25 protein-coding genes are annotated in these 23,851 nt (G+C 64.7%); 17 read left to right on the forward strand and 8 right to left on the reverse strand.

Annotated features, from left to right (window positions below; translation table 11 throughout):
• The first annotated feature begins 3 nt into the window (after positions 1 to 3).
• Genes OA2633_RS12940 through OA2633_RS12950 form a run of 3 tightly spaced genes read left to right on the forward strand, consistent with a single transcriptional unit; the run spans position 4 to position 2,929 of the window.
• Complete coding sequence (locus OA2633_RS12940; RefSeq protein ID WP_009803015.1) at positions 4 to 777, forward strand: tyrosine-protein phosphatase; 774 nt, start codon at positions 4 to 6, stop codon at positions 775 to 777.
• Entirely contained in the window at positions 774 to 2,108 is a 1,335-nt protein-coding gene (gene pabB, locus OA2633_RS12945) for an aminodeoxychorismate synthase component I (RefSeq protein WP_009803016.1), read from the forward strand. The genes OA2633_RS12940 and pabB overlap by 4 nt, the downstream gene beginning before the upstream one ends.
• Positions 2,105 to 2,929: an aminotransferase class IV gene (locus tag OA2633_RS12950; RefSeq protein ID WP_009803017.1), complete on the forward strand. Its 825-nt coding sequence runs from the start codon at positions 2,105 to 2,107 to the stop codon at positions 2,927 to 2,929. The genes pabB and OA2633_RS12950 overlap by 4 nt, the downstream gene beginning before the upstream one ends.
• Here the strand turns inward: OA2633_RS12950 and OA2633_RS12955 are convergent.
• The 3 genes from OA2633_RS12955 to OA2633_RS12965 all read right to left on the reverse strand — a co-directional run bounded on the left by OA2633_RS12955 (position 2,926) and on the right by OA2633_RS12965 (position 4,508).
• On the reverse strand, positions 2,926 to 3,462 hold the full coding sequence (locus OA2633_RS12955; protein WP_009803018.1) for a TadE/TadG family type IV pilus assembly protein: 537 nt from the start codon (positions 3,460 to 3,462) through the stop codon (positions 2,926 to 2,928). The genes OA2633_RS12950 and OA2633_RS12955 overlap by 4 nt on opposite strands.
• A 3-nt stretch (positions 3,463 to 3,465) precedes the next feature.
• Complete coding sequence (locus OA2633_RS12960; RefSeq protein ID WP_206740509.1) at positions 3,466 to 4,005, reverse strand: TadE/TadG family type IV pilus assembly protein; 540 nt, start codon at positions 4,003 to 4,005, stop codon at positions 3,466 to 3,468.
• 62 nt (positions 4,006 to 4,067) lie between these two features.
• A complete protein-coding gene (locus OA2633_RS12965) occupies positions 4,068 to 4,508 on the reverse strand; it encodes a pilus assembly protein N-terminal domain-containing protein (protein ID WP_009803020.1) in 441 nt (146 codons plus the stop codon).
• Between the two features lie 339 nt (positions 4,509 to 4,847).
• Between OA2633_RS12965 and OA2633_RS12970 the strand changes: the two genes are divergently transcribed.
• The 10 genes from OA2633_RS12970 to OA2633_RS13015 all read left to right on the forward strand — a co-directional run bounded on the left by OA2633_RS12970 (position 4,848) and on the right by OA2633_RS13015 (position 14,631).
• Positions 4,848 to 5,057, forward strand: coding sequence for a Flp family type IVb pilin (locus OA2633_RS12970; RefSeq protein ID WP_009803021.1), 210 nt, complete (start codon positions 4,848 to 4,850; stop codon positions 5,055 to 5,057).
• Positions 5,058 to 5,209: 152 nt separating this feature from the next.
• Positions 5,210 to 5,713, forward strand: coding sequence for a prepilin peptidase (locus OA2633_RS12975; RefSeq protein ID WP_040612724.1), 504 nt, complete (start codon positions 5,210 to 5,212; stop codon positions 5,711 to 5,713).
• A gap of 96 nt (positions 5,714 to 5,809) precedes the next feature.
• Entirely contained in the window at positions 5,810 to 6,616 is an 807-nt protein-coding gene (cpaB, locus tag OA2633_RS12980; protein WP_009803023.1) for a Flp pilus assembly protein CpaB, read from the forward strand.
• Positions 6,616 to 8,205 (forward strand): type II and III secretion system protein family protein, encoded by a 1,590-nt coding sequence (locus OA2633_RS12985; protein ID WP_009803024.1) that lies wholly within the window; start codon positions 6,616 to 6,618, stop codon positions 8,203 to 8,205. Before cpaB ends, OA2633_RS12985 begins: the two co-directional genes overlap by 1 nt.
• 5 nt (positions 8,206 to 8,210) lie before the next feature.
• A complete protein-coding gene (locus OA2633_RS12990) occupies positions 8,211 to 8,867 on the forward strand; it encodes a CpaD family pilus assembly protein (protein WP_009803025.1) in 657 nt (218 codons plus the stop codon).
• Positions 8,868 to 8,879: 12 nt separating this feature from the next.
• Positions 8,880 to 10,526, forward strand: coding sequence for an AAA family ATPase (locus OA2633_RS12995; RefSeq protein ID WP_009803026.1), 1,647 nt, complete (start codon positions 8,880 to 8,882; stop codon positions 10,524 to 10,526).
• A gap of 9 nt (positions 10,527 to 10,535) precedes the next feature.
• On the forward strand, positions 10,536 to 12,074 hold the full coding sequence (locus OA2633_RS13000) for a CpaF family protein (protein ID WP_009803027.1): 1,539 nt from the start codon (positions 10,536 to 10,538) through the stop codon (positions 12,072 to 12,074).
• Positions 12,075 to 12,078: 4 nt separating this feature from the next.
• On the forward strand, positions 12,079 to 13,074 hold the full coding sequence (locus tag OA2633_RS13005; RefSeq protein ID WP_009803028.1) for a type II secretion system F family protein: 996 nt from the start codon (positions 12,079 to 12,081) through the stop codon (positions 13,072 to 13,074).
• A 9-nt stretch (positions 13,075 to 13,083) separates the two neighbouring features.
• On the forward strand, positions 13,084 to 14,064 hold the full coding sequence (locus OA2633_RS13010; protein WP_009803029.1) for a type II secretion system F family protein: 981 nt from the start codon (positions 13,084 to 13,086) through the stop codon (positions 14,062 to 14,064).
• A 69-nt stretch (positions 14,065 to 14,133) separates the two neighbouring features.
• Positions 14,134 to 14,631: a hypothetical protein gene (locus OA2633_RS13015; protein ID WP_009803030.1), complete on the forward strand. Its 498-nt coding sequence runs from the start codon at positions 14,134 to 14,136 to the stop codon at positions 14,629 to 14,631.
• Between the two features lie 10 nt (positions 14,632 to 14,641).
• Here OA2633_RS13015 and OA2633_RS13020 read toward each other — a convergent pair whose 3' ends face one another.
• On the reverse strand, positions 14,642 to 15,475 hold the full coding sequence (locus OA2633_RS13020; protein WP_040612726.1) for a tetratricopeptide repeat protein: 834 nt from the start codon (positions 15,473 to 15,475) through the stop codon (positions 14,642 to 14,644).
• Positions 15,476 to 15,634: 159 nt separating this feature from the next.
• On the opposite strand from OA2633_RS13020, the gene OA2633_RS13025 reads away from it, so the two are divergent.
• The 3 genes from OA2633_RS13025 (at position 15,635) to OA2633_RS13035 (ending at position 18,905) form a co-directional block, all read left to right on the forward strand.
• A complete protein-coding gene (locus OA2633_RS13025) occupies positions 15,635 to 17,005 on the forward strand; it encodes a M17 family metallopeptidase (protein ID WP_009803032.1) in 1,371 nt (456 codons plus the stop codon).
• 9 nt (positions 17,006 to 17,014) lie between these two features.
• Positions 17,015 to 17,797 (forward strand): NlpC/P60 family protein, encoded by a 783-nt coding sequence (locus OA2633_RS13030; RefSeq protein WP_009803033.1) that lies wholly within the window; start codon positions 17,015 to 17,017, stop codon positions 17,795 to 17,797.
• A gap of 82 nt (positions 17,798 to 17,879) precedes the next feature.
• Positions 17,880 to 18,905 (forward strand): sensor domain-containing diguanylate cyclase, encoded by a 1,026-nt coding sequence (locus tag OA2633_RS13035; protein ID WP_009803034.1) that lies wholly within the window; start codon positions 17,880 to 17,882, stop codon positions 18,903 to 18,905.
• On the opposite strand, the gene OA2633_RS13040 is transcribed toward OA2633_RS13035, so the two are convergent.
• The gene (locus tag OA2633_RS13040) at positions 18,906 to 19,910 is read right to left on the reverse strand and encodes an alpha/beta hydrolase family protein (RefSeq protein WP_009803035.1); all 1,005 of its coding nucleotides are present in this window, start codon (positions 19,908 to 19,910) and stop codon (positions 18,906 to 18,908) included.
• A gap of 13 nt (positions 19,911 to 19,923) precedes the next feature.
• Positions 19,924 to 20,520 (reverse strand): recombination mediator RecR, encoded by a 597-nt coding sequence (recR, locus tag OA2633_RS13045; protein ID WP_009803036.1) that lies wholly within the window; start codon positions 20,518 to 20,520, stop codon positions 19,924 to 19,926.
• 170 nt (positions 20,521 to 20,690) lie between these two features.
• Between recR and OA2633_RS13050 the strand changes: the two genes are divergently transcribed.
• Positions 20,691 to 21,725: a hypothetical protein gene (locus tag OA2633_RS13050; protein WP_009803037.1), complete on the forward strand. Its 1,035-nt coding sequence runs from the start codon at positions 20,691 to 20,693 to the stop codon at positions 21,723 to 21,725.
• On the opposite strand, the gene OA2633_RS13055 is transcribed toward OA2633_RS13050, so the two are convergent.
• A complete protein-coding gene (locus OA2633_RS13055; RefSeq protein WP_009803038.1) occupies positions 21,722 to 22,066 on the reverse strand; it encodes a YbaB/EbfC family nucleoid-associated protein in 345 nt (114 codons plus the stop codon). The genes OA2633_RS13050 and OA2633_RS13055 overlap by 4 nt on opposite strands.
• Positions 22,063 to 23,823, reverse strand: a complete 1,761-nt coding sequence (locus OA2633_RS13060) for a DNA polymerase III subunit gamma/tau (RefSeq protein ID WP_009803039.1) — start codon at positions 23,821 to 23,823, stop codon at positions 22,063 to 22,065. Before OA2633_RS13060 ends, OA2633_RS13055 begins: the two co-directional genes overlap by 4 nt.
• Positions 23,824 to 23,851: the final 28 nt, after the last annotated feature.

Below are 23,851 nucleotides of genomic sequence, written 5' to 3' on the forward strand. Positions count from 1 at the left end.
GCCATGACTGATCGTGTTCTGCCGCTCGCCGGCGTCTACAATTTCCGCCATTTCGGCGCCTATCCGCTCCAGTCGGGGGGGAAGGTGCGAGACCGCCTGTTTCGTTCGGGCCAGTTTTCCAGGGCGACGGAAGACGACGTCCAGACCCTGGCCGGCCTGAATATTCGCTATGTCGCCGATCTGCGCCGACCGCGGGAGCGCGAGGCGGAACCGTCCCACTGGGTGGATCATGACGGGGTGACGATACTCAGCTCCGATCATGCCGGTCACGCCGAGCCGCCGCATCTGGCCTTCCTGCGCGAGTCTGATCTGACGCTCGACAATATTCGCGGCTTCATGATGCAGACCTATCAGCGCTTGCCTTTCGACGCCGGTAACAAGGCGGTGTTCAAGGCCGGCTTTGAGGCGCTGGCCCAGTCCGACGCCGAGGACGGGTTTGTGGTCCATTGTGCGGCGGGCAAGGACCGGACCGGGATTTTCTGCGCCCTGCTTCTGACCGAGCTGGGCGTTGATCCCGAGGCCGTGCGCGAAGACTATCTGATGACCAACACGGCCGTGGACTATGACGAGCTGGCCCCCCGTTTCGCCAAGCGCATTCGCGACACGATGGGCCGGGATGTGGGGGATCGGGAAATCCGCGCCTTCCTGGGCGTCGAGGGTGACTATCTGACCACCGCACTGGACGCGATGGGAGATGTGTCGGGCTATCTTCGCAATGAGCTGGGCTTGAGCGAGACCGTGATCGCGCAATTGCACGAGCGGCTGAAAACCTCGTGAGTCCCGCCCCTGACCGGGCTTCGGCGCTGGGCTGGGTCGAGCCGGTCCAGGCCTTGAACGCCTTCGAGGCCGAGCCCTATACGCTGTTGCTGCACGGCGGCGGCCCACAGCCCTGGGGGCGCAAGAGCTATCTGTGCGCCTATCCGGATTTCATCGTGGAGGATGCCGATCCGGCTCGCGGCTTCGACCGGCTGAAATCCGGATTTCGACCCGCCCGCCAGCCCGACCAGCACGGCTTTGCTGGCGGCTATGCGGGCCTTCTGGGCTATGATCTCGGACAGGCCTTTGAAAAGACGCCCGACAGCCCGCCGGGGCTGGGGCCGTGTCCGGCTGTCGCCATGGGCTGGTATGACGCTGTATTGGAGTTTGACCATCAATCACGTCAGGTGCGTGCGTTGGGGCAGGCGGATGCGGCGCAGCGACTTGTGCGTCAGTTGAAGAACGGTCCTCGACGGCCCCTCCAGGCGCGAGGCCTGACGGGCGAGGCGCTCAGACAGGACTGGCCCGATAAGCGGTATCTGCAAGCGGTGGCGCGCGCCCGCGACTACATCGCCGCAGGGGATGTTTTCCAGGTCAATCTCTCCCATGCCTTCACCGGCCATGTTGACGGCGAGCATGCGCCCCTGTCGGTCTTTGAACGCCTGACGGCGCGCAGCGCCGCGGCTTTCTCCGCCTTTTTCAGGTTGAGCGCGAACCAGGTGATCGTGACCAATTCGCCGGAACGGTTTGTTCAGGTGTCCCGCGACGGCGCAGTGGAGACCCGTCCCATCAAGGGTACGCGGCCGCGCCGCGCCGATCCTGAACAGGACCGGGCCGAAGCCGATGCGCTGGCGGCGTCCCTGAAGGACCGGGCCGAGAACCTCATGATCGTGGATCTGATGCGCAATGATCTGGCGCGGGTCTGTGAAGCGGGCAGTGTGAAGACACCCGAACTGTTCAGCGTTGAGAGCTACGCCAATGTCCATCATCTGGTCTCGACGGTGCAGGGGCGGTTGAGTCCCGGGCGAACAGCATTCGACCTGATCCGGGCCACATTCCCGCCGGGCTCGATCACCGGCGCGCCCAAGGTGCGCGCCATGGAGATCATCGCCGAGCTCGAACAGCAGAGCCGCGGCGCCTATTGCGGCGCGCTGGGGTGGCTGGGGGCGAACGGCGCTTGTGATCTCAATGTGATGATCCGGACCGCAAGCCTGTTTCGAGCGGGCGGCGGCTGGGATGTCGAGGTCCGGTCCGGCGGCGCCATCACTATCGATTCCGATCCCGAGGCCGAGCTTGAGGAGACCCGCCACAAGGCGGCCGCTCTCAGGGGCGCGCTGGAGGGCGGAGCATGAATCTGGTCTGGCTGAACGGGGCGCTGGCGCCGATAGACGCCGCGCGGATCGATCCGCAGGATCGCGGCTTTCTTCTGGGCGATGGCGCCTTCGAGACGATGCGCCTGGAGGCGGGCGAACTGCGGCGCTGGCCCCGGCACAGATTGCGTCTGACCCGGGCGCTCGAAGCGCTTGAGATCACCGCGCCGGACTGGAGCCGGATTGAAACCGGGATCGCCGATCTGGTTCAGGCGGTCGGGCTGGAGGCGGCCGTTGTGCGTCTCACCGTCTCGCGAGGGCCTCTGGGCGGCGGCATGACCGCGCGGTCCGGCGACACGGCGACTGTGCTGGCGACAGCACAGCCTGCCCCCGAGCGCCCGAGCGCCCTGTCTGCGCATCTGGTGGACGAGAGCCGGCGGGATGTTCGCAATCTCTCCAGCCGGCACAAGCTCACAGGTTACGCCGACATGCTGGGAGCGCGCCGTGCGGCGCATCGCGCCGGGGCGGACATCGCAATCGTGCTCTCCGGCGCGGGGCATGTGTCGAGCGCGGATAGCGCGAACCTGTTCTGGGTGAAGCGGGGCGTGGTCTTCACGCCCGCGCTGGCCTGCGGTTGCCTGCCGGGCACGACGCGAGCGGCCCTGATTGAAAGCCTGAAGGCGCGGGGCGTCGCCGTCGAAGAGGGCGCGTATTCTGCTGACCAGCTCGGCGATGCAGACTGGATCTTCGTCACCAATGCCGTGACGGGGCTGACCCCGGTGGCGGAACTGAACGGACGCCGGGCGCCGGCGCCCGGCGCGGATGTCGCGCTGTTTCGGGCGGTCTGCGACAGCGCGCTCTAGCCCCGGCGAACCCAGGGGCCGCGCCTTGGGCGCAGATAGGCGGTATCCGACAGGGTGATCGGCGTCTTCGTCAGCTCGCCCAGATTGGTCGCGAACCGGTAGTTCGCCTCGACCATGATGATCGAGTTCATGGGCGCCAGCAGCCCGTCCGGCAGGTCCGGCAGGCTGTCGGTGTCGAGCGCAGGCATGCCGTCGCCCTCGCTCCAGTCCACAAAGATCTCGCCATCCGCATCCATGCGAACAGACGTGATGCGCAGGCTCAGCGGGGCAGGGGCGAACGGGTTCAGGATGGCGTCCGCAGCGGCGTAGATGTCCAGCAGGTCCGCATCCGTAACGAAATCGTCCTGGGTGACGAGATCCGCCACCGAATTGGCGACCTGGGAGACCTTGCGGTCCGCGGTCAGACCGAGCGTGAGCTGGACCGAACCCAGATACAGCGCGATCATGAAGGGGGCGAGCAGGGCGAACTCCACCGCCGAGACGCCGCGCTCATCACGGTGAAAACCCAGACATTTGCGGATTAGCTGGCGCATGGCTTACTCGAAAGGCTCGTTCCGGAAGACGGCGGTCGCCGAGATCAGGCGCTTGTTTCCGCTCATATTGGTCATGCCGGACACCACGCCGGGCGCCATGAGCTGCCAGTCATAGAAGACGCGCACCACGACCACATCCCCGCCACCGCCGGGATCGAAGGTGAAGTTCGTATCGTCGATCTCGCCATCCGCGTTCAGCGGGCTGGTCATCGAGCTGGAGGAAAAGGAGTCAAAGGTGCGCACATCGAGCTGGATGCGGCTGCAATCCGCCACCGAGCTGATCCGCTCGCAAATGGCGCCGCGAAAGTCTTCGACCGTCTGTCCCGATTGCTGCAGCTGGCCCGTGCGGATGCTGCGCGCGGCTTCGTTGACGCCATTCTCGATGATGGTTGAGCCCAGAAAGAACAGCGCCACTTCCAGCGTGGCGAAGATCAACAGGAAGAACGGCGCGGCGATCAGGGCGAACTCAACCGCTGCGGCGCCCTCGCGCGCACGATGAAACCGCGTGATGCGGTCCCTGATCCTGGCAGATGCTGACATCATTCATCCCTCAAGCAGACGAATAATCTGTCAGACAGCGCTTAATGCCCGGTGAAGCGGCGAGGTTAATTGGAGTTGGCCCCGGTGCGCGTGGTCTCGCGCTGCTGGCTCATTTCGGCAAACCAGTCCGCATCGTCGCCGATTTGCGGGATGGCCTGACAGGTCGGAGCGCAGACAAAGGTTTCCGGGCGGCTCTTGCTGCGGAACACCTGAACCGTCTGGGAGTCAGGCTGGGTCACCACAAGGTCGGAGGTGTAGAGCACCCGACCGGCCTCATCGAGGACAATCAGATTGGTGCGCCCGAAGACCTTGCCGGTCACAAAGAGCGTGCGGGAGTCATAGAGCATGGCGTCCGCAATGCCCGGATTGCCCACGATCACGCCGGAGGCGTCGCCCGGCAGACGGATCAGTCCCGCCTGGTCAGCGGTGACGACAAACTCCCGCGCCTGGGCGACGCCCAGACCCAAAGTCATCACAAGTGCGGCAGCGATCGCTCGAAAACCCATGACAGGCCTCTCTGTATATGGCTGGTCAGAGTATGGGGGCGGGCCGTGAAGGAAACCTAAACAGGCAGAGCATGCAGTCCGTCGCTTGCCAGACGGGTAGGGGAGGCGTAGTAGAGCGCGCTCTTAATGCCGCATTTATTTGTATTGATTTGCGCTGGATAGCGATATCTGGCGTTTACGCTTTATTCACCATGCTCTGCGTTTCGCAGATTTACAAAAAATAAAGCATGGATTTTTACCCGGTTTAAATCGTCTTCGGGTTTTACTCACCGTGCATTCAGGACGGGGCGGGACAAGTCTGCGATCCTGGGTCTGATAAAACCAAACGGAGTGGATGGGATGAAAAACCTGGTTTCGCGCTTTCTGAAAGATGAGTCTGGCGCTACTGCTATCGAATACGGTCTGATCGCCGCGCTGATCGCCGTCGTGATCATCACGGCCGTGACCACGCTGGGCACCAACCTCAGCACCACCTTCACCAATGTCGGGACCCAGCTCTCGACCGCCAACAGCGCCGGCAGCGGCGGTTCTGGCGGCAGCGGCACCTAAGCCGTTGCACTGATCATCTGATCGCATGTCTGAAAAGCCGTCCCGGAAGGGGCGGCTTTTCTGCATTTGCGATCAGGTGCGAGCTGTTTGAAAAGCCTTAAGCATAACGGCCTAGGCTCCGCACATCGAATTGACGGATGCGGGCGCCAGCCATGATTTCAAATATCGCCCTTTTGGGCTTTGCCTTCCTGATGCTGTGCGCTGTCTGGTATGACGTGCGGAGCTTCACCATCCCCAACTGGGTGCCGGGGGCGCTGATTGCAGGCTGGGTCCTGGCGGCGCCATTTCTGGGGCTGAGCTGGATGGATGCGGGCTTTTCGCTCCTGACCGGGCTGGGCGTGCTGGCGCTGGGCATGGCCTTGTGGGCGCCGGGCTGGGTCGGCGGCGGCGACGTCAAGCTGCTGGCGGCGGGCGCGCTCTGGTTCGGCTGGCCGGACGGGCTGGCTTTCGTGCTGATTGCGGTGGCGGCGGGCGGCGTGCTGGCGGTGATCCTCGTGATCCTGCGCCAGATGGCGCATCTGCTGCCCATCTCGTCGGATCGCCTGGGATCCACGGCGCTCGCCCAGGGCGCGCCGGTGCCTTACGCCATCGCCATTGCGGCGGGGGCTTTGCTTGTCTTGCCGCAAGCCCAGATGTTCGCCGTCTACACAGGCTAGTTAACGGTGTAATCACCGTGCATTAACGCGGCCTTGAGAATTATCGGCTCTGATGCCTGCTGACGCCTTGTGCGCAAAAGGGTTTTGGGGTCCGTCATGAATGCTGTCCGCCTGATCGTGCTTGCTGTCGCTGCGCTGGCGGCCGTGTTCGCCGCACTCTTCGTGCGCAGCGCCATGCAGCCTGCCGCCGCGCCGGCTCCCGTCGTGGTCGAACAGGCTGCGGCTCCCGAAGTTGTTCAGGTGCTGGTGGCGGCGCGCGACATGAGCCCGTCCTCACGCGTCAGCGGCGCGGATTTTCGCTGGACCAACTGGCCGGTCGAGGCCGTGATTCCGGCCTTCATCACACGTGAGGCGCGTCCGGACGCCATGGATGAGCTCAGCGGCGCCGTGACGCGCGCCGCCTTTGTGGATGGCGAACCGATCCTTCCGGGCAAGCTGGTTCAGCCGGGCGAGGCGGGCTTCATGGCCGCGGTCATTGATCCGGGCATGCGCGCCGTCGCCGTGCCGATCTCGGCGGAGTCCGGCGCCGGCGGCTTCATTCTGCCCAATGACCGGGTGGATGTGCTGGTCACGACCTCTGCGCGCGATATGGGCTATATCTCTGAAGTTCTTGTTGAAAATGTTCGCGTTCTCGCCATCGACCAGACCTATGTGGATGACGGCGAAGGCGTGGTGCTCGGCTCCACCGCCACGCTGGAACTGACCCCGCAACAGACCAGTTCTGTGGCTCTGGGCGTCGCCGAGGGCGATATCGTTCTGGCGCTGCGCTCGGTCGCTGATCGCGAGGGCGGCCCCCGCTTGCCCAATGGCGCGGACGACGAGGCGGGCGAGCGGCGCGGTCGTGAAGTGCGCATCATCCGCTATGGCGCCGAACAGCGCGTCGCGTTGGGAGGGACGCCGTAATGGCCCGCTTCTCTCAAACCCTCTGCGCGGTCGCCCTGATGGCGGCTGCCTGCGTGTGTCCGGCCGAGGCGCAACTCTCCGGCGGACGCACCGAGGCGAACAACACCCTGCAGGTCCATATTCGCGAACCCGGCGCCGGTCCGGCCTCCGAAAGTCTGCAATTGCCGCTGGGCCAGGCGGCCGTGATCCATCTGCCAGAGGATGCCGCCGACGTCGTCATCGCCAATGACGAGGTGGCCAGCGCCGTGGTCCGCACCACGCGCCGCGCCTTCGTGATGGGCCAGGCCGTGGGGCGCACCAATATCTTCTTCTTCAACGCCGATGGCGGACTGATCCTGGATCTCAATGTCCGGGTCGAACGCGACATCGCCGCCTTGCAGGACGCGCTTGACCGTTTCGTGCCGGAGGGCCGCATCCAGGCCGAAAGCATGAACGCCAATATAGTGCTGTCCGGGCAGGTTCCCTCCGCGGCGGCCGCAGACACGGCGCTTCAGGTCGCCCAGCGCTGGGTGGACACGCCCGAGCAGGTGGTCTCCTTCCTGACAGTGGAAGGACGCGATCAGGTCACGCTGCAGGTTCGCATTGTCGAGATGGAGCGCACGCTGGTGCGCCAGCTGGGCGTCAATCTCAGCGGCGAACAGGCCTTTGGCGAATTCACGCCGACCGTGCGCACCGCCGCCACCAATGATCGCGGCGATCCGTTGTTCGACCAGAATGGCGCGCCAATCTACGAAGTCTATCAGCAAGGCCGCTTCCAGAACTCTGCGGGCTGGGGCACATCGAACGCCTTTGGCGTGGCGGGCGCCGCGCTGGGCGGGCTGACGGGCACTCTGGGCACCCAGAATCTGGTCGACGGTGTGCTGCAGAGCTCGATTTCCGCCACCCTCAATGCCCTCGAACGCGTCGGGCTGGTGCGCACCCTGGCCGAGCCGAACATCACCGCCATTTCCGGCGAGCCGGCGCAATTCCTGGCGGGCGGCGAGTTTCCCGTGCCGGTGGGCCGTGATCGCGACGGCAATGTCACCATCGAGTTCAAACCCTTCGGCGTCGGTCTGGGCTTCACGCCGGTCGTGCTCTCCGAAGGCCGTATTTCTTTGCGGGTCTCGACCGAAGTCTCGGAGCTGTCCAATGAGGGCGCCATCTCGCTGAATTCCCAGGTGATCACCGATGATCAGGGCAATGTCACCGGGACGGTTCAGGGCGTCACCATTCCGGCCCTGTCCGTGAACCGGGCTGAAACCACCGTGGAGTTGCCCTCGGGCGGTTCGATGGTCATCGCCGGCCTGATCCGCGAGGAGACGCGTCAGGCCATGGACAGCGTGCCGGGCATCGAGCGCATGCCGGTCCTCGGCTCGCTCTTCCGGTCGCGTGATTTCGCCAACAATGAGACCGAGCTGGTCGTGGTCGTCACGCCTTATCTGGTCGACCCGCTGAATCCCAATGATGTGGAAAGCCCGGCGGAGGGCTTCGCCGTGTCCTCGCTGGCCGCAGGCGCCTTTCTGGGCCGCCTGAACCGGGTTTACGCCGCGCCGGGCGCGCAGGTCGAGAACCGCGGCTGGTCGGGCCCCATCGGCTTTGTGCTGGAGTAGCTGAGATGAAATCTGTCTTCAAAGGCCTGCTGGCCCTGAGCGCTCTGACACTGGCGGCCTGCGCCGCAACGCCCCAGCCTCTGCCGCGCGCCACTGCAGCGCCGGAAACCGTCCGCGTGAGCATGGATGTGAGTGCGCTCGACAATGGCCTGACCTGGAACCAGATCGATGTGATCGAAGCTGTCGCCGCCGAGTACAAGGCGCGCGGTCACGGTCCGCTGGTGATCTCCTATCCCCAGAACGCCGGCAATGCCGACGCCGCCATTGGCGCAATCGCGGAAGCGCGCACGCGCCTTTATGAAGCCGGTCTGGACTGGCGGCAGATCAGCGGCGGCGCCTATGAGGCCGGCGGGCAAGCCAGCGCGCCTGTGATTTTCTCCTTCACGCGCTACCAGGCCGTTGCGCCTGAGTGTTCCACCGCCTGGAACGATATGGCCCATATGCGCGCCAATCAGGACTGGCCGCGCTTTGGCTGCGCGACGGCGAACAATCTCGCCAACATGGTGGCCGATCCGCGTGATCTCGTGGCGCCGCGGGGCGTGGATGCGCCCGACAGCGCGCGCCGCCAGACCGTTCTAGACAGATACCGGCAGGGCCAGTCCACGGCCAGCCAGCGTTCCGAACGCGAGAGCGGCGCTGTCAGCTCTTCGGTTGGCAATTAACAGGGTATGGCTATGAACCGCACCGCTGACGCCTTTGATGATGACTCCTTTGACGCGGCTGACGAATTTGTCTCCGACGACGCCTTTGCGCCGATGGAGCCTCTGGACGAGGCTCAGGATGACCCGTTCCTGGGCGCCGAGAGCATCGAGCGCCGCCTTCTGGGCGAGGATGACGGCTTCGGGGATGTCAGCGACGCCCCGCTCAATGAATCCCCGGGCGCCCGTCCGTTCGGCGCCCGCCTGGCCGACGCCAACCGTCATTCCGATTACGAGGATGATTTCAGCGGCTATGAGCCTGCCGAACCCATGCGACCGATGGCTTCTGCGCCGAAGCCGGGACCGTCGTCCGCTCCGGCGTCCAATCCGTTTGAAGATGATGAGACCTTGCCCCTGACCACGCCGCTCGGCGCGAGCGGGATCAGTGGGGAGATCTCGGCGGTTTCGGGCCCGGATGACTCGCTGCTCAATCAGCCGGTGCCGCGCATCGCCATCCACGCATTCTGTGAAAGCCCGGAAACCGGTCGTCTGATCCATCATGCGGCGGATGATCGCCGCATGGCGCGCACCCATGTCACCGTCGAGCTGGGCGGGCTCTCCGCGGCCATCGAGCGCTTTCATGACGAAAGCACGCCCGAGCTTCTTATCCTTGAAACCGGCATGCGCGGACGCGAGCTCTTCCAGCAGCTCGAGGATCTGGCGGCGGTCTGTGATGGCGACACCAAGGTGATCATCATCGGAGCCGCCAACGACATTTCGCTCTATCGCGAGCTGATCAAGCGCGGGGTGAGCGAATATCTCGTGCCGCCGATGACGCCGCTTCACCTGATCTCGACGATTTCGGGCCTGTTTCTGGATCCCGAGGCGCCGTTCGCCGGCCGTTCGATCGCCTTCATCGGCGCCAAGGGCGGGGTGGGCTCCTCCACCATTGCTCACAATGTCGCCTGGCAGATGACCGAGGGGTTGCGCTCCGATGCGGTGCTGGTCGATCTCGATCTGTCTTTCGGCACCGCGGGGCTCGATTTCAACCAGGACCCGGCCCAGACCATCGCCATGGCGCTGGAAGAGCCGGACCGACTGGACGACGCCTTGCTGGATCGCCTTCTGGTGCGCTGCACCGAGCGGCTGAGCCTGTTTTCCGCGCCGGCCACGCTCGAGCGTGACTGGGACTTCCAGCCGGACGCCTTCGAGACCGTGCTCGACAAGGTGCGCCGTCAGGCGCCGTTCGTGGCGCTGGATCTGCCCCATGCCTGGAGCCCCTGGGTGCGGCACACGCTCCTGAGCGCGGATCAGGTGGTGGTCACGGTGACCCCGGACCTGGCCAGCCTGCGCAACGCCAAGAACCTGTTCGATCTCGTGCAGAACGCCCGGCCCAATGACGAACCGCCCAAGGTGGTGGTGAACATGGCCGGATGCCCGAAAAAGCCTGATATCCCGCTGAAGGATTTCTCGGATGCGCTGGGCGCGGCGCCGGTTCTGGTGCTGCCGTTCGAACCGGCGCTCTTTGGCAAGGCCGCCAATAACGGCCAGATGATCGCCGAGGTGGATCCCAAGTCCAAGGCCTCTGACGGCTTCGCCCATCTCGCCGCGCAGCTGACGGGCCGGGCGCCGGCTGCGCCGCGCCGCAAATCCCTGTTCGGCTCCCTGTTCGGAAAAGGCTAACGCGCGACGATGTTCGGAAAGCGCCCCACCGGAACGCAGACCCCGCCCCGCCAGTTCGGCGGCGGCGCGACCCGTCCGTCCCAGGACAGCGCAAGCGGTGTTGCGACGAAGCCGCGTCCGGCCGCGCCCAGCCCCGCTCCGGCCAAACCGGCCAGTGCGCCAGCCGCCGCCCCCGTCTTGCCGGCCGCCAGCGCCACCCGGCCTAAAGCGGCGGCCTCTGCGCCCATCAAGGCCAAACCCGCCGCCCAGCTCGCCAATATCGGGGCCGAACGGTCGGCGGAGTACTATGCCGTCAAGACCACGATCTTCAACGCGCTGATCGACACCATCGATCTGGGTCAGCTGGCGCGTCTCGATAATGAAACCGCGCGCGACGAGATCCGCGACATCGTCACCGAGATCATCTCGATCAAGAACGTGGCCATGTCCATCGCCGAGCAGGAGCAGCTGCTTCAGGACATCTGCAATGATGTTCTGGGCTATGGCCCGCTCGAGCCGCTTCTGGAGCGCGACGACATCGCCGACATCATGGTCAATGGCGCGGGCGACGTGTTCATCGAGGTGAAGGGCAAGGTCCAGAAGACCAATATCCGCTTCCGCGACAATGGCCAGCTGATGAACATCTGCCAGCGCATCGTGTCCCAGGTGGGGCGGCGCGTGGATGAAAGCTCGCCGATCTGTGACGCGCGCCTCGCCGACGGCAGCCGGGTGAACGTCATCGCGCCGCCGCTGGCGCTGGACGGGCCGACGCTGACCATCCGGAAGTTCAAGAAGGACAAGCTCAAGCTCCAGAACCTCGTGGAGTTCGGCTCGATCTCGCCTGAAGGCGCGCGCATTCTGGAGATCATCGGCGCCTGCCGCGCGAATGTGCTGATCTCGGGCGGTACGGGCTCGGGCAAGACCACGCTGCTGAACTGTCTGACCGGTTTCATTGGCGAGGATGAGCGCATCATCACCTGTGAGGACGCGGCCGAATTGCAGCTGCAGCAGCCGCATGTGGTGCGTCTTGAAACCCGCCCGCCCAACCTTGAAGGCCAGGGCCAGGTCACCATGCGCGACCTGGTGAAGAACTGTCTGCGGATGCGCCCCGAGCGGATCATCGTGGGCGAGGTGCGCGGCTCGGAGGCGTTTGACCTGCTGCAGGCGATGAACACCGGCCATGACGGCTCGATGGGCACGCTGCACGCCAACTCCCCGCGCGAGGCGCTGAGCCGGATTGAATCCATGATCACCATGGGCGGCTACAACCTGCCCACCAAGACGATCCGCGAGATGATCTCGGGCTCGATCGACGTGATCATTCAGGCCGCCCGCCTGCGCGATGGCTCGCGCAAGATCACCCACATCACCGAAGTGCTGGGCATGGAAGGCGATGTGATCATCACCCAGGACCTGTTCCTGTACGAGATCACCGGCGAGGATCAGAACGGCGACATCACCGGCCGTCACGTCTCCACCGGCATCGCCCGTCCGAACTTCTGGGAGCGGGCGCGCTATTTCGGTCTCGACGCCCAGCTGGCCGCCGCGCTCGACGCGTCGGAGGCCTAGTCCCATGTCGCCTGATCTCGCCCTATTCGTCGCAGCAGCCTGCGCCTTCATGGCGGTCGCCGGCCTTGGCTGGGTCTTTGTGGGCTCCAGTGCGGACAAGGCGCGGAAGGCGCGCCTGGAAGGCGCTGTCGGCGGACCCGTGCAGAGCACGCGTCGCCGGGTGGGCGCGGTGGACGCCGCCGCCCAGAAACGCCGTCAGATCCAGGAAGGCCTCAAAGAGCTTGAGGACAGCCAGAAAGCCGAGCGCAAGAAGTCGCTGACCCTGCGGGCGCGGCTGGATCAGGCGGGTCTGTTCAAGACCGGTCCCACGCAGTTCTGGATTTTCTCCGCCATACTGGGCTTTGTGGCCGCATTCATGGTGGTCGTGACCGGGCTGAACATCCTGTTCGCCGTCGCCGCCGCCATCATCGCCGGTCTGGGCCTGCCGCGCTGGGTGCTGGGCATGATGCGCAAGGGACGGCAGAAGAAGTTCACCGAGAATTTCGCCGATGCGCTCGACATCATTGTGCGCGGCGTGAAGTCCGGCCTGCCGTTGAACGAGACGCTGAAGATCATCGCCCAGGAGGGCGAGGCCCCGGTGAAACAGGAGTTCCAGCTTCTGGTCGAAGGCCTGGCGGTCGGGGTCGATGTCGAGGAAGGCATGCGTCGCATGCATCGTCGCATGCCCTTGCCCGAACTGTCCTTCTTCACGACTGTGCTGGCGATCCAGCAAAAGACCGGCGGTAATCTCGCCGAAGCGCTCAACAACCTGTCCGCGGTCCTGCGTGCGCGCAAGATGATGCGCGAGAAGGTCAGCGCGCTCTCGTCCGAAGCCAAGGCTTCGGCCTGGATCATCGGCTCGCTGCCGCCAGGGGTGGGCGTGATGGTGTCCATCATGTCGCCCGATTACATGACGCCGCTCCTGACCACGCCCATGGGACACTTCCTGCTGCTGGGCGGGGGCGTGTGGATGCTCACTGGTATTCTGGTCATGCGCAGCATGATCAATTTCAAGATGTAGGGGGCGGCCATGGACGATTTCATCCGCTGGATCGTGACCCCGGCCAATCTGTTCGCCGTGATCGCCGCAGGTCTGGTCTTCGCGACGGTCTGGACGCTGTCCGCCCCGGCCATGGGCGGGGACAATCTCAACAAGCGCATGAAGGCGGTCGCCAACCGCCGCGAGGAGCTGCGCCGCAAGGCGCGCGAAGAGCTTGAGAAATCCGCCAATGAGAAAAAGGGCGGGCTGCGCGGCAAGGATACCCGCTCGCTCTATCGCAAGGTGGTGGAGAAACTCAATCTCGCCACGCTTCTGGAAGACGCCAACCTCAAGACCAAGCTCATCCAGGCCGGCTATCGCGGGCAGGGGCCGGTCTACGCCTTCTACTTCGCCCGCTTCGCCATCCCGCCGGTCATGGGTCTTCTGGGCTTTGTCTATCTCTGGGTCGTCAACGATTTCGGCCTGCCGGTGATGCAGCGCCTGACCATCGTCATGGTGCTGGCGGTGCTGGGCTATTATGCGCCGGGCATCTATCTGTCCAACCAGGCCGCCAAGCGGCGCGATTCCATCATGCAGGCATTCCCGGACTCGCTGGATCTCATGCTGATCTGCGTGGAGGCGGGCATGTCCATCGAAGCGGCCCTGCACAAGGTCGCCGCCGAGATCGGGACGAACTCGATGGAGCTGGCCGAAGAGCTGTCGCTGACCAATGCCGAGCTGGCCTATCTTCAGGACCGGCGCGCCGCGTTCGAGAATCTGGGCATGCGCACCAATCTGCCGGGGGTGAAGGCCGTGGCGACGGCGCTGATCCAGGCCGAGCGCTATGGCACGCCGCTGGGGCAGGCGCTCCGGGTCATGGCCAAGGAAAACCGGGACATGCGGATGAGCAACGCCGAGAAAAAGGCCGCCGCCCTGCCGGCGAAGCTGACGGTTCCGATGATCCTGTTCTTCCTGCCGGTGCTGTTCGTCGTGATCATCGGACCCGCCGCGATCAGTTTCCAAAACATGTAAGCCCAGCTAGTCTGGCGCCTTCGCCCTGCACCCGGTTGGGGCGTTGCGTTCTGAGGGAGCCGTCAAGGCATGTTCGGTGGTGAAAAGGCTGTGGCCAAGCGTCGTGAAGCGATCCGCATCGCTGATCAGGCGGCGGAACACGCCCTGGACGCATTGGCGGAAGGTGATCTGGCGCGGGCGCGCCAGGAATTGTCCGCCGTGCCGCGCAAGCTCAAATTCGCTGATGGCGGCTGGAAGCCGGCCCTCGCCCTGGCTGTGGTGGAGCTGGCCAGCGGCAAGCGCCGTTCGGGCAACGCCAAGCTGCTGGAAGTCTGCGCGGGCCTGGATGAGACCTCGCTGAGCAAGGACGACAAGGGCTATCTGCGCCTGTATGCGCTCTATCGCGCGATCGAGGCGTCCAAGGATGGCCGCGCGCCGGCGGAGTTGCGCGAGGAGGCGGAGGATTTCCGCTTTGACCAGATCATGGTCAGCAAATGGCTGAAGACGCGCTTTCCGCTGAAGAAGGTGGAGGAAGTGCAGACTGCGCCTCCCCCGATGGCGCCGCCGCCGGATGTGGACGACGTCTGACCAGTTCCGCCTAACCGCCCAGGGCTTCTGAACGACGCAGCTGGTCCCAGCTGCGCGGGCTGCTCATCAGATTGCGGATGTAATCAAGATTGGCTTCCGCCATTTCCCGCGTGGAATCGATCAAAGCGATTTCCCGCGCCTCGTCGAACCGGCCTTGAAGGGCCAGCGCCATGGCGAGGTTCTGGCGCACTTCCGGGCCGGCGGAGATGTTCTGCATGGCCTGGCGCAGCACCGCTTCGGCGCGTTCAGGTTCGCCCGCCAGCAGATGAGAGAGCGCCAGATTGTTCATGATCGCCGGTTCGCCCGGTTGCATCCCGAGCGCTTCCATGAAGCGCGCCCGCGCCTGATCGGGCCGGCCGCTCTGTTCCAGCGCCACGCCCAGCGTGTTCACCAGTCGCCAGTCAGGCGTTCCGGCGTTCATCGCCCGCATCAGGTATTCCACCGCCTGGGCGCCGCGCCCATCGGCGGTGAGCGCCATGCCGTAGGCGCTGAGCAGGTCCTGATCGTCGGGGTAGAGCGCCAGAGCCTGCCGGGAGACTTCCGCGGCGCGCTGGGTCGATCCCAGCTGCCGCAGGACGCTCGACAGCTCGAACGCCGCTTCGCGGTCGCCGGGGTTGAGTTCATAGGCCTCGGCCCAGAACGCAGCCTGGGTCAGCAGGTCCTGATTGTGAATGGCCTCGCGTTCGGCCGCGGTCGCCGGAGCGATCGAGCGGCCCTGAAGCGTCTCGGTGAGCTCCGCTTCCTGTTCGGTCGGCTGCAAGTCGGCATGGGTGGCGCAGCCCGTCAGGGCCAGCAGGCACGCGCTCATGCTCAGTAGGGCGATTGCAGGAGACGGGGTGGCCATGCTCTACCTTTTTGCTGTCAGGCGCTCTGTATCTATCTGAGTGTCGCGAGAGTGCCTGTGCGCCGGTCAAGAAGTCGTTAACGTTTCCGGGGCGTTCACCGTCCGGGCGTCGACGCGGGGCCGGGCGTCCGCAGCAAGTTCATGAGTGAAAGACGTATTATGACAGACCTGTTTGCTTCACCTTCCGACTTCGCCCGTACTGCGCGCCTTGTGCCATTTGCTGATCTCGATGCCGAGCTTGAGCGACTGAGCGATTCGAGTGCGGCGCACGCCCGGGCCAGCGGATTTGAAGGCGCGCCGGGTCAGGTCGTGATGCTGCCGGGTGAGGCCGGGCTTGATGCGCTGGTCGGCGCCGGGACAGCACAATCCCCGTTCGAGGCGGCCGGCGCGGCTCTGGCCCTGCCCGAAGGCGACTGGAGTTATGACGGGCTGCCCAAGGGCTGGGACGCCACCCAGACCGCCATTGCGTTCGCCCTCGGCGCTTATCAGTTCACCCGCTACAAGACGCCCAAACGGGCGCCGGCGCGTCTTGTGGCGCCGCAGGGCTGTGATGTGGCCGAAGCCGAGCGTGTGGCGCGCGGCGTTTACCTCACCCGTGATCTCATCAATACGCCCGCCGGCGACATGCTGCCCTCCGATCTTGAAGCGGCGGCGCGGGAGCTGGCTGAAGCCCATGGCGCGAGCGTCAGCGTCATCACGGGCGATGAGCTGCTGGAGCAGAACTATCCCATGATCCACGCCGTGGGGCGGGCGGCGGACGACGCCCCGCGCCTGATCGAGTTTGAATGGGGCGATGAGCGCCATCCGCGTCTGGCGCTGGTGGGCAAAGGCGTGTGCTTTGATTCAGGCGGTCTCGACATCAAGCCGGCCGACGGCATGCTCCTGATGAAGAAGGATATGGGCGGTTCCGCCACCGTGCTGGGCCTCGCCTCCATGATCATGGACGCGAAACTGCCCGTGCGTCTGCATGTGCTGATCCCTGCAGTGGAGAACGCCATCTCGGGCAACGCCTTCCGTCCGGGCGATATCCTCAAGAGCCGCAAGGGACTGACGGTCGAGGTCGGCAATACCGATGCGGAAGGACGGCTCGTACTGGCGGACGCCATCACGAAGGCGTGTGAATCCGACCCGGAGCTTCTGATCGACATGGCCACGCTGACCGGCGCCGCACGTGTGGCGATGGGCCCGGATGTTGCGCCCTTCTATACGGATGTGGAGGCGATCGCCGACGGCGTGTTCGAAGCGGGGGGGCGCATTGACGACCCGGTCTGGCGACTGCCGTTGTGGAGCCGATATGACGAGTGGATGGACAGTCCGATCGCGGATCTCAGCTCGACCGGCAATGGCAAGTTCGCCGGCTCCATCACCGCGGCCCTGTTCCTGCGCCGCTTCGGTTCTGACGCGAAGGAATGGGCGCATTTTGACATCTTCGGATGGACGCCGTCGGCTCGTCCGGGCCGACCGCAGGGCGGAGAGATGCTGGCGGGGCGCGCGGTGTTCGACTATCTCAAAACACGCTTCAAGAGTTAGGCTCGGGCCATGAGCGAGACGTCCAGACCCTACCAGGTGATCGCCAGCGTCACGGCCCTGCGCAAATCTCCCTCGCGGGAGGGCGCGCGGGAGACCCAGATGCTGGCGGGCGAAGTCTTCCACGTCCATGACCATGTGGATGGCTGGGCGCAGGGCGTGGCGACGCTCGACGGCTATGAGGGCTGGGTGAAACTGGATGATCTGGCGGAGCCGGCCCTGATCCCGACCCATACCGTCAAGACGCTGCGCACCTATGTCTACGCCCAGCCTGACATGAAGAGCGAACCCCTGGCGCTCATCTCGATGAACGCCAAGATCGTGGGGGCCCGGCGCGAAGGCCGTTTTCTTGAGGCCCAGCGGATGGGCTGGGTCCTCGAGGATCACTTGCGAGCGGTTGGCGAACCGGTCGAGCCCGACTGGGTCGCCGTGGCTGAACGCTTCGAGCATGCGCCCTATCTGTGGGGCGGCAAGGAAAGCCTGGGGCTGGATTGCTCGGGTCTGATCCAGAGCGCCATGGAGGCGGCGGGCCGCTTCATCCCGCGCGATTCCGGTCCTCAGGAAGCCTGGGCTAAACAGCACGGCCGCGCGATTGAAATCACCGAGACCTTCAGCGGACTGCAACGCGGGGATCTGGTCTTCTGGCCGGGCCATGTGGGGGTGATGACCGACCCCGAGACCCTGCTGCACGCCAATGGCCATCACATGCTGGCGGTGAAGGAGAATCTGTCCCGCGCCGCCAAGCGGATCGCGTTCAACTATGCGCCGATCAACGGGATTTACCGTCTGGGCTGACACAATCCGGTTCTCTTGATTAAAGCTTGATCAAACCTGCATCCCCCATTCTTGGCGCTGGCTCTGGCCATGACCGTTGAGGATGGAGGCGCCCTTGCTGGGCAAGGTGAAACTGGGCGACGAGACCGGCCGGCTGGCCGCCTTGCGCCGATACCAGGTGCTGGATACCGAGGTTGAACGCCCGTTCGAGACGGTCGTTTCACTGGTCGAGGATATTCTGGAAGTTCCGATTTGCGCCGTCAGCCTCGTGGATGCGGACCGACAATGGTTCAAGGCCAAGCGCGGACTTGCGGTCTGCGAAACCGAGCGGGATATCGCCTTCTGCAGCTATGCGATCGAGCAGGAAGAGCCGATGGTCGTGCCCGATGCGACCGAGGATCCCCGCTTCAGCGCCAACCCGCTGGTTACTGGCGATCCGCACTTGCGGGCCTATGTCGGGGTGCCGCTGGTCAGTCCGGACGGATACCAAGTGGGCACGCTGTGCGCGATGGATGTCCGGCCCCGAGATTTTTCAGATCACGAACTCAAAATTCTTCGCAAGTTCGCAAGGCTTGTCGTGGATGAACTTGAGCTGCGGATCCAGGCGGGCAGCGATCAGCTGACAGGCGTCATGGCGCGTCGGCACTGGGTCTCGATGGTGAAGGAAGAGATCCAGCGCGCCGCGCGGAACTCCAATCTGCTCTGTATCGCGTTGTTTGATATCGACCGGTTCAAGCGGATCAATGACGCCTATGGTCATGCTGTCGGTGATCAGGTCATTCGCAATGTCATCGCGACCTGCAAGCACGAACTGCGCGCGGGCTCCAAGCTGGGCCGGATTGGCGGCGAGGAATTCGCCATCCTGTTTACCGAGTGTGCGCTGGATCAGGCCGTGGTCGCCGCAGAGCGCTGCCGCAGGGCCATCGAGCGCCTGACGCTGACTGCGCCGGATGGAGAGGATATCGAGATCACCGCCAGCTTTGGGGTGGCCCCGCTGTTTTCCTACGCCCTGTCGCCGGATGAACTGATCGAGCTGGCGGACCGGGCGCTCTATCAGGCGAAGTCCGGCGGACGCAATCGCGTCGAGGTCGGTCAGGTGGTGAACACCTTCTATCCCGGAACGGCCTGATCAGCTCAGCGCCCTGGCCAGCCAGGGCAGGCTGACATCCATGCGGTAGTCGATGCCGGAATGGGTGTCGGGGAATTCCTCATAGCGATGGGGGACGTCCAGCGCCTCAAGGCGTCTGTGCAAGCGACGCGCGCCATAGACCAGGTCGTACTGGTCCACATCGCCGCAATCAATGAATAGCGCCTTCATCCCCTTGAGGCCCTCGAAATGGGTCTCCACCAGCGTTAGCGGATCCCAGGCCAGCCAGTTCGCCCAGAGGTCCTCAAGGCGCTCGCAGGTGTCGAGCGTCACCGGCAGGCGCACGCCGAAAGGCTGGCCGGGATCCGGGTCATAGGTCGCCGCCATGGCCAGCGACATCAGGGCGTGAATATCATCACCCTTGGGTTTGTTGCTGGTCTCGATCTGATCAATGAAGGCTTCGACCGAGCCGTGTTTGGCGATGGCGCGCAGCGCAGCGGGAAAGTCGCGCGCATAGCACAGCTCGAAGGCCATATCGCCCGAATGACACGCCGCCGCGGACCAGAAATCATTATGCTTGAGCGCGTGGACGATCGCGCCATACCCGCCCGAACTCTTGCCGAAGACGCCGCGCCTGCCCCGGCCGCCGCACTGGAATTGCGCTTCCACGGCCGGCACGAACTCGGTGATCAGGATGTCCTCCCACGGACCCATGGCCGAGGAGTTGATGTACTGGTTGCCGCCCAGCCGGGTAAAGCAATCGGGCATGGCCACCACCACCGGCGCCAACACGCCGTCCCCGATCAGCCGGTCCAGCCGTTCGGGCAGGTTCTCGCCGAAATTCTTCCACGCTGAATGGCTCAGCCCCGAGCCGGTATACCCCGCCAGATCGACCAGTAGCGGAAGGCCCGCCCCGTCATGGCCGTGGGGCACATAGACATCGATGACCCGCTCGGTCGGATCACCCAGCAGATTGCCCTCCAACAGCTTGGACTGGACCGTGATGCGTGTGACAGTTCCGGCGGGATGGGTCGTGCGACGGGTCATGAAGGCTCCAGGATCAGGCGGGGCGGCGTGATCTGAACGCCGCAGTCAGCGTGCCGTCATCGAGATAATCGAGCTCCCCGCCGACGGGCACGCCGCGCGCCAGCGAGGTGATGTCCACGCTCGCTTCGGCCAGTTTGTCGGCGAGGAAGTGGGCCGTGGTCTGACCATCGACCGTGGCGTTGAGCGCCAGGATGACCTCCTTGACGTCTTCACGGTTCGCCCGCTCGATCAACTTGGCCACATTCAGGTCTTCCGGCCCCACGCCGTCGAGCGCGGACAGCACGCCGCCCAGCACATGATAGCGGCCCTTGAAGGCCCCGGCGCGTTCGAGCGCCCACAGATCGCCCACGGTTTCGACCACACAGATCACGCTGTCATCGCGGCGATGGTCACGGCAGACCGAGCACGGATCCGTCACGTCCAGATTGCCGCATTCGGCGCAGGCGCTGATCTTGTCCGCGGCGTCCGCCATGGCTTCGGCCAGCGGCTTCATCAACTGATCGCGCTTTTGCAGAAGCGACAGCGAAGCGCGCCTTGCAGAGCGCGGCCCCAGCCCGGGCAGCTTGGACAGGAGCTGGATCAGACGCTCGATTTCAGGACCGGCAGACATGGAAGCCTCGACGCAGGGAATCACGCTGACACCCTAAAGCCATAGGTCCGGAGCGGCTAGCAGACCGCGCGGATCTATCGTGATCAGGCGCGAGAGGATTCAAGCGTGTCGTCTTGACACGCATCAGGTGAGCTGGGCCTATTTCGGGCACACTCATTGGGGGATGAGGGATGTCGAAATCACTCCTGGATACGGCGGTAGACGCGGTTCTCGCCATGCGCGAGGTCGGGTTCCTGGATCGAGCGGCGCTGGAAAACGGGCTGAGCGCGGCTTTGCAAACGGCGGATCACAAGCCGAGCTGGTTTGAAAAACTGCTCAAGGTCTTCGGGCTTCATCGCCCATATGCCCGGAACCTGCCCGAGCAGATCGCGGAATTCATAAGGACTCCGGACACTCTGACCCGGGCCGAGATCAGAGTCGGGCTTGAAGCCCTTCTCTCGCGTGAGACGGTTCGCCAGACAGTCGGGCGCTATCTGCGCCAGGCCGGCTACGCCGAGTACGGGTTCCCCATCCGGGAGCTGAGCGCGCCGGCCTACTCCCGCGTCCTGTCCGGCTTCGCCTATCGCTTCGCCTATGGGGAAGCGGCCGCCGTTCGGTCTGACGAGATGACCAAGGCGTATGAGTATCGGGGATGTTACAAGATGATGGTGCGCGCCCAGGGCGCGGACTGGACTCGCGTCCATCTTCTCTTCGTCTTTGATGTCGGCCACCACAGGATCGAGTGCCTGGAAGTCTTTCCCGTGGGGGATGGACTGACCGCTCGAGCGGGCTTCCTCGTTCCGGCGCATGACGGAATCACAGCGATCCTGTCAGATCAGTATGATGAATCCATGGCCCGCGAGACCCTGTCCCAGTTCATAGGCGACTGGGAGGCCTCTGACCGGCGGGTGGATCTTGATGTCGAGGCGCGCCCTTCCAATCAGATGGATATCGTTCAATCCAGGAACCTGGCCCATCTGGAGCTGGTCTTCACGGCCGATCGTCTCAAGGGCCGGTATCTGACGGGCGAGGAAGCCGGCCGGGTGGCGGGATACCGCCTGACCCAAGACGAGCTGAAAGCCGACGTCTTCCAGTCGCTCCGGGAATTCCCCAAGGACAAGGCGTCAGACCGATTGTCAGAGCGCGAATTGCGCATCTTTGACGAGATGGGATTGTTCAGCCTCAAATCGCCCAAGGGTGAGGCACCGCCTCCGGTCAGCCCCTAGAACGGCCCCGGCTTGGTCCCGAACGGCAGGTCGATGCCCGGCGGCAGGCCCATGCCCTTGGTGGCCTCGCTCATGGCCTCGGCCTGAGCCTGGTCGGCCTTGCGCTTGGCGTCGTTATGGGCGGCCTTGATCAGGTCTTCAAGCATGGCCGGATATTCAGGATCGATCACGGATTTGTCGATCTCCAGCCCGCGCATCTCGCCCTTGGCGGTGAGCGTGAGTTTCACCAGACCCGCGCCAGCCTCGCCGGTGACTTCCAGCGTTTCGAGGCGTTGTTGCGCCTCGGTCATCTTGGCCTGCATTTCCTGGGCTTTTTTCATCAGCCCGCCTAGGTCTTTCATCGGGAGGTCTCCTGCCGCGCAGTGGTGTCGTCTTCGTCTTCAGATGTGGGAAGCGGGGCGGCGTCGTCAACGGTGAGGATTTCCGCGCCCGGAAACAGGGTCAGAGCCTTCACCATGGCCGGATCGCGCCGCACGGCGTCCATGCGTTCTTCGTGCTGACGCTCGCGACGTTCCGCGATCGTCTCCCCGCCCTTGGATTTGGGCTTGGAATCCACCAGCCAGCGCTCGCCGGTCTGCTCCTGCAGGAAGGCGGCGATGCGCCCGCCCAGATTGCTGGGCGCGTTTTGCGTGGGTTCAAAGACGATGGCGCCAGGCTTGATCGAGACCGGGCGGAAGCAGCGCTCGATATCGAGCTTCAGACCGATATCGCGCGCCTCATCGACCAGGGCGATGAGCGCATCAAGATCCTTGGGCCCGTGAAATTCGGGTTCGGGCGCAACGTAACTCGCTTGCGGTCCGGACGGCGCGCCCCCCGGACCGGTGCTAGGGTTTGCCCCACCGCCTGACGGGGCGGCGACCCCGGCGAGCAGGCGAGCGGCGTCTTCGGGACTGGGCAGGCTGGCCGCGGCCATCAGCCGGATCACCGCCATTTCCGCCGCCGAGACCGGATCGGGCGCGTTGCGCACGTCTTCAAGCCCGGTGAGGGCGGTCTTCCACAACCGACCGAGCGAGGCGAGCGAATGGGCCTCGGCCAGCTTCGCCAGCCGCTCCACGGTCTCCTGCGCCTCGCCGAGATCGGCGGACGGGCCCGCCGCCTTGATGCGGCTGACCGCGTGCAGATGATCGAGAAGATCACGCATCAGTACTTGCGGGTCCGCGCCGGTATCATACTGGTGGCGCAGCTCGTCGAGCGCATCCTTGGCGCGGTTTTCGAGCGCGGCTTCGAGAAGGTCGAGCACGCGGGAGCGGTCCGCAAGACCCAGCATGTCGCGGATCTGGTCGGCGGTGACGCTCTGGCCGGCATCGGCCTGAACGATCGCCTGATCCAGAAGCGACAGCGCATCGCGCACCGAGCCTTCGGCGGCGCGGGCGATTGCGGCGAGGCCGTCGCATTCGACGCTGGCGTTCTCCTTCTCGCAGATGCGCGCCAGATGATCGGTGAGCACGTCGCGATCCACACGCTTGAGGTCAAAGCGCTGGCAACGCGACAGCACGGTGACGGGCACCTTGCGGATTTCGGTGGTGGCGAAGATGAACTTCACATGCTCGGGCGGTTCCTCGAGCGTTTTCAGAAGCGCGTTGAAGGCCGAGGTCGACAGCATGTGCACTTCGTCGATGATGTAGACCTTGTAGCGTGCGCTGACCGGCGCATAGCGCACCCCGTCGAGAATCTCGCGGATGTCGGAAATGCCGGTGCGGCTCGCGGCGTCCATCTCCATCACATCCACATGGGCCGAGCGCGCAATGGCGTCGCAATGCCGGCCCGGCGGGGTGAGCCTGATGGAGGGCTGGTGGACCTCGTCGGTCTCGTAATTGAGCGCGCGGGCGATCAGGCGCGCGGTGGTGGTTTTGCCCACCCCGCGCACGCCGGTCATCATGTAGGCATGGGCGATCCGGCCCGAGGCGAACGCATTGGTCAGCGTGCGCACCATCGGCTCCTGGCCGATCAGGTCGTCAAAGGTTTGCGGGCGGTATTTGCGCGCCAGCACCTGATACCCCGAATCCCTGGGCGCTTCAGGCTCGAGACCGGGCAGAGCCGGGCCGTCATAGGCCTCATGGGCGTCAGACTCAGGCGCGTCGGAGTGGGGATCATCCATCACAGGAGCGTGTCCTTCGCGCGGGGCC

The sequence above is a fragment of the Oceanicaulis sp. HTCC2633 genome (assembly GCF_000152745.1).
GTDB lineage: Bacteria > Pseudomonadota > Alphaproteobacteria > Caulobacterales > Maricaulaceae > Oceanicaulis.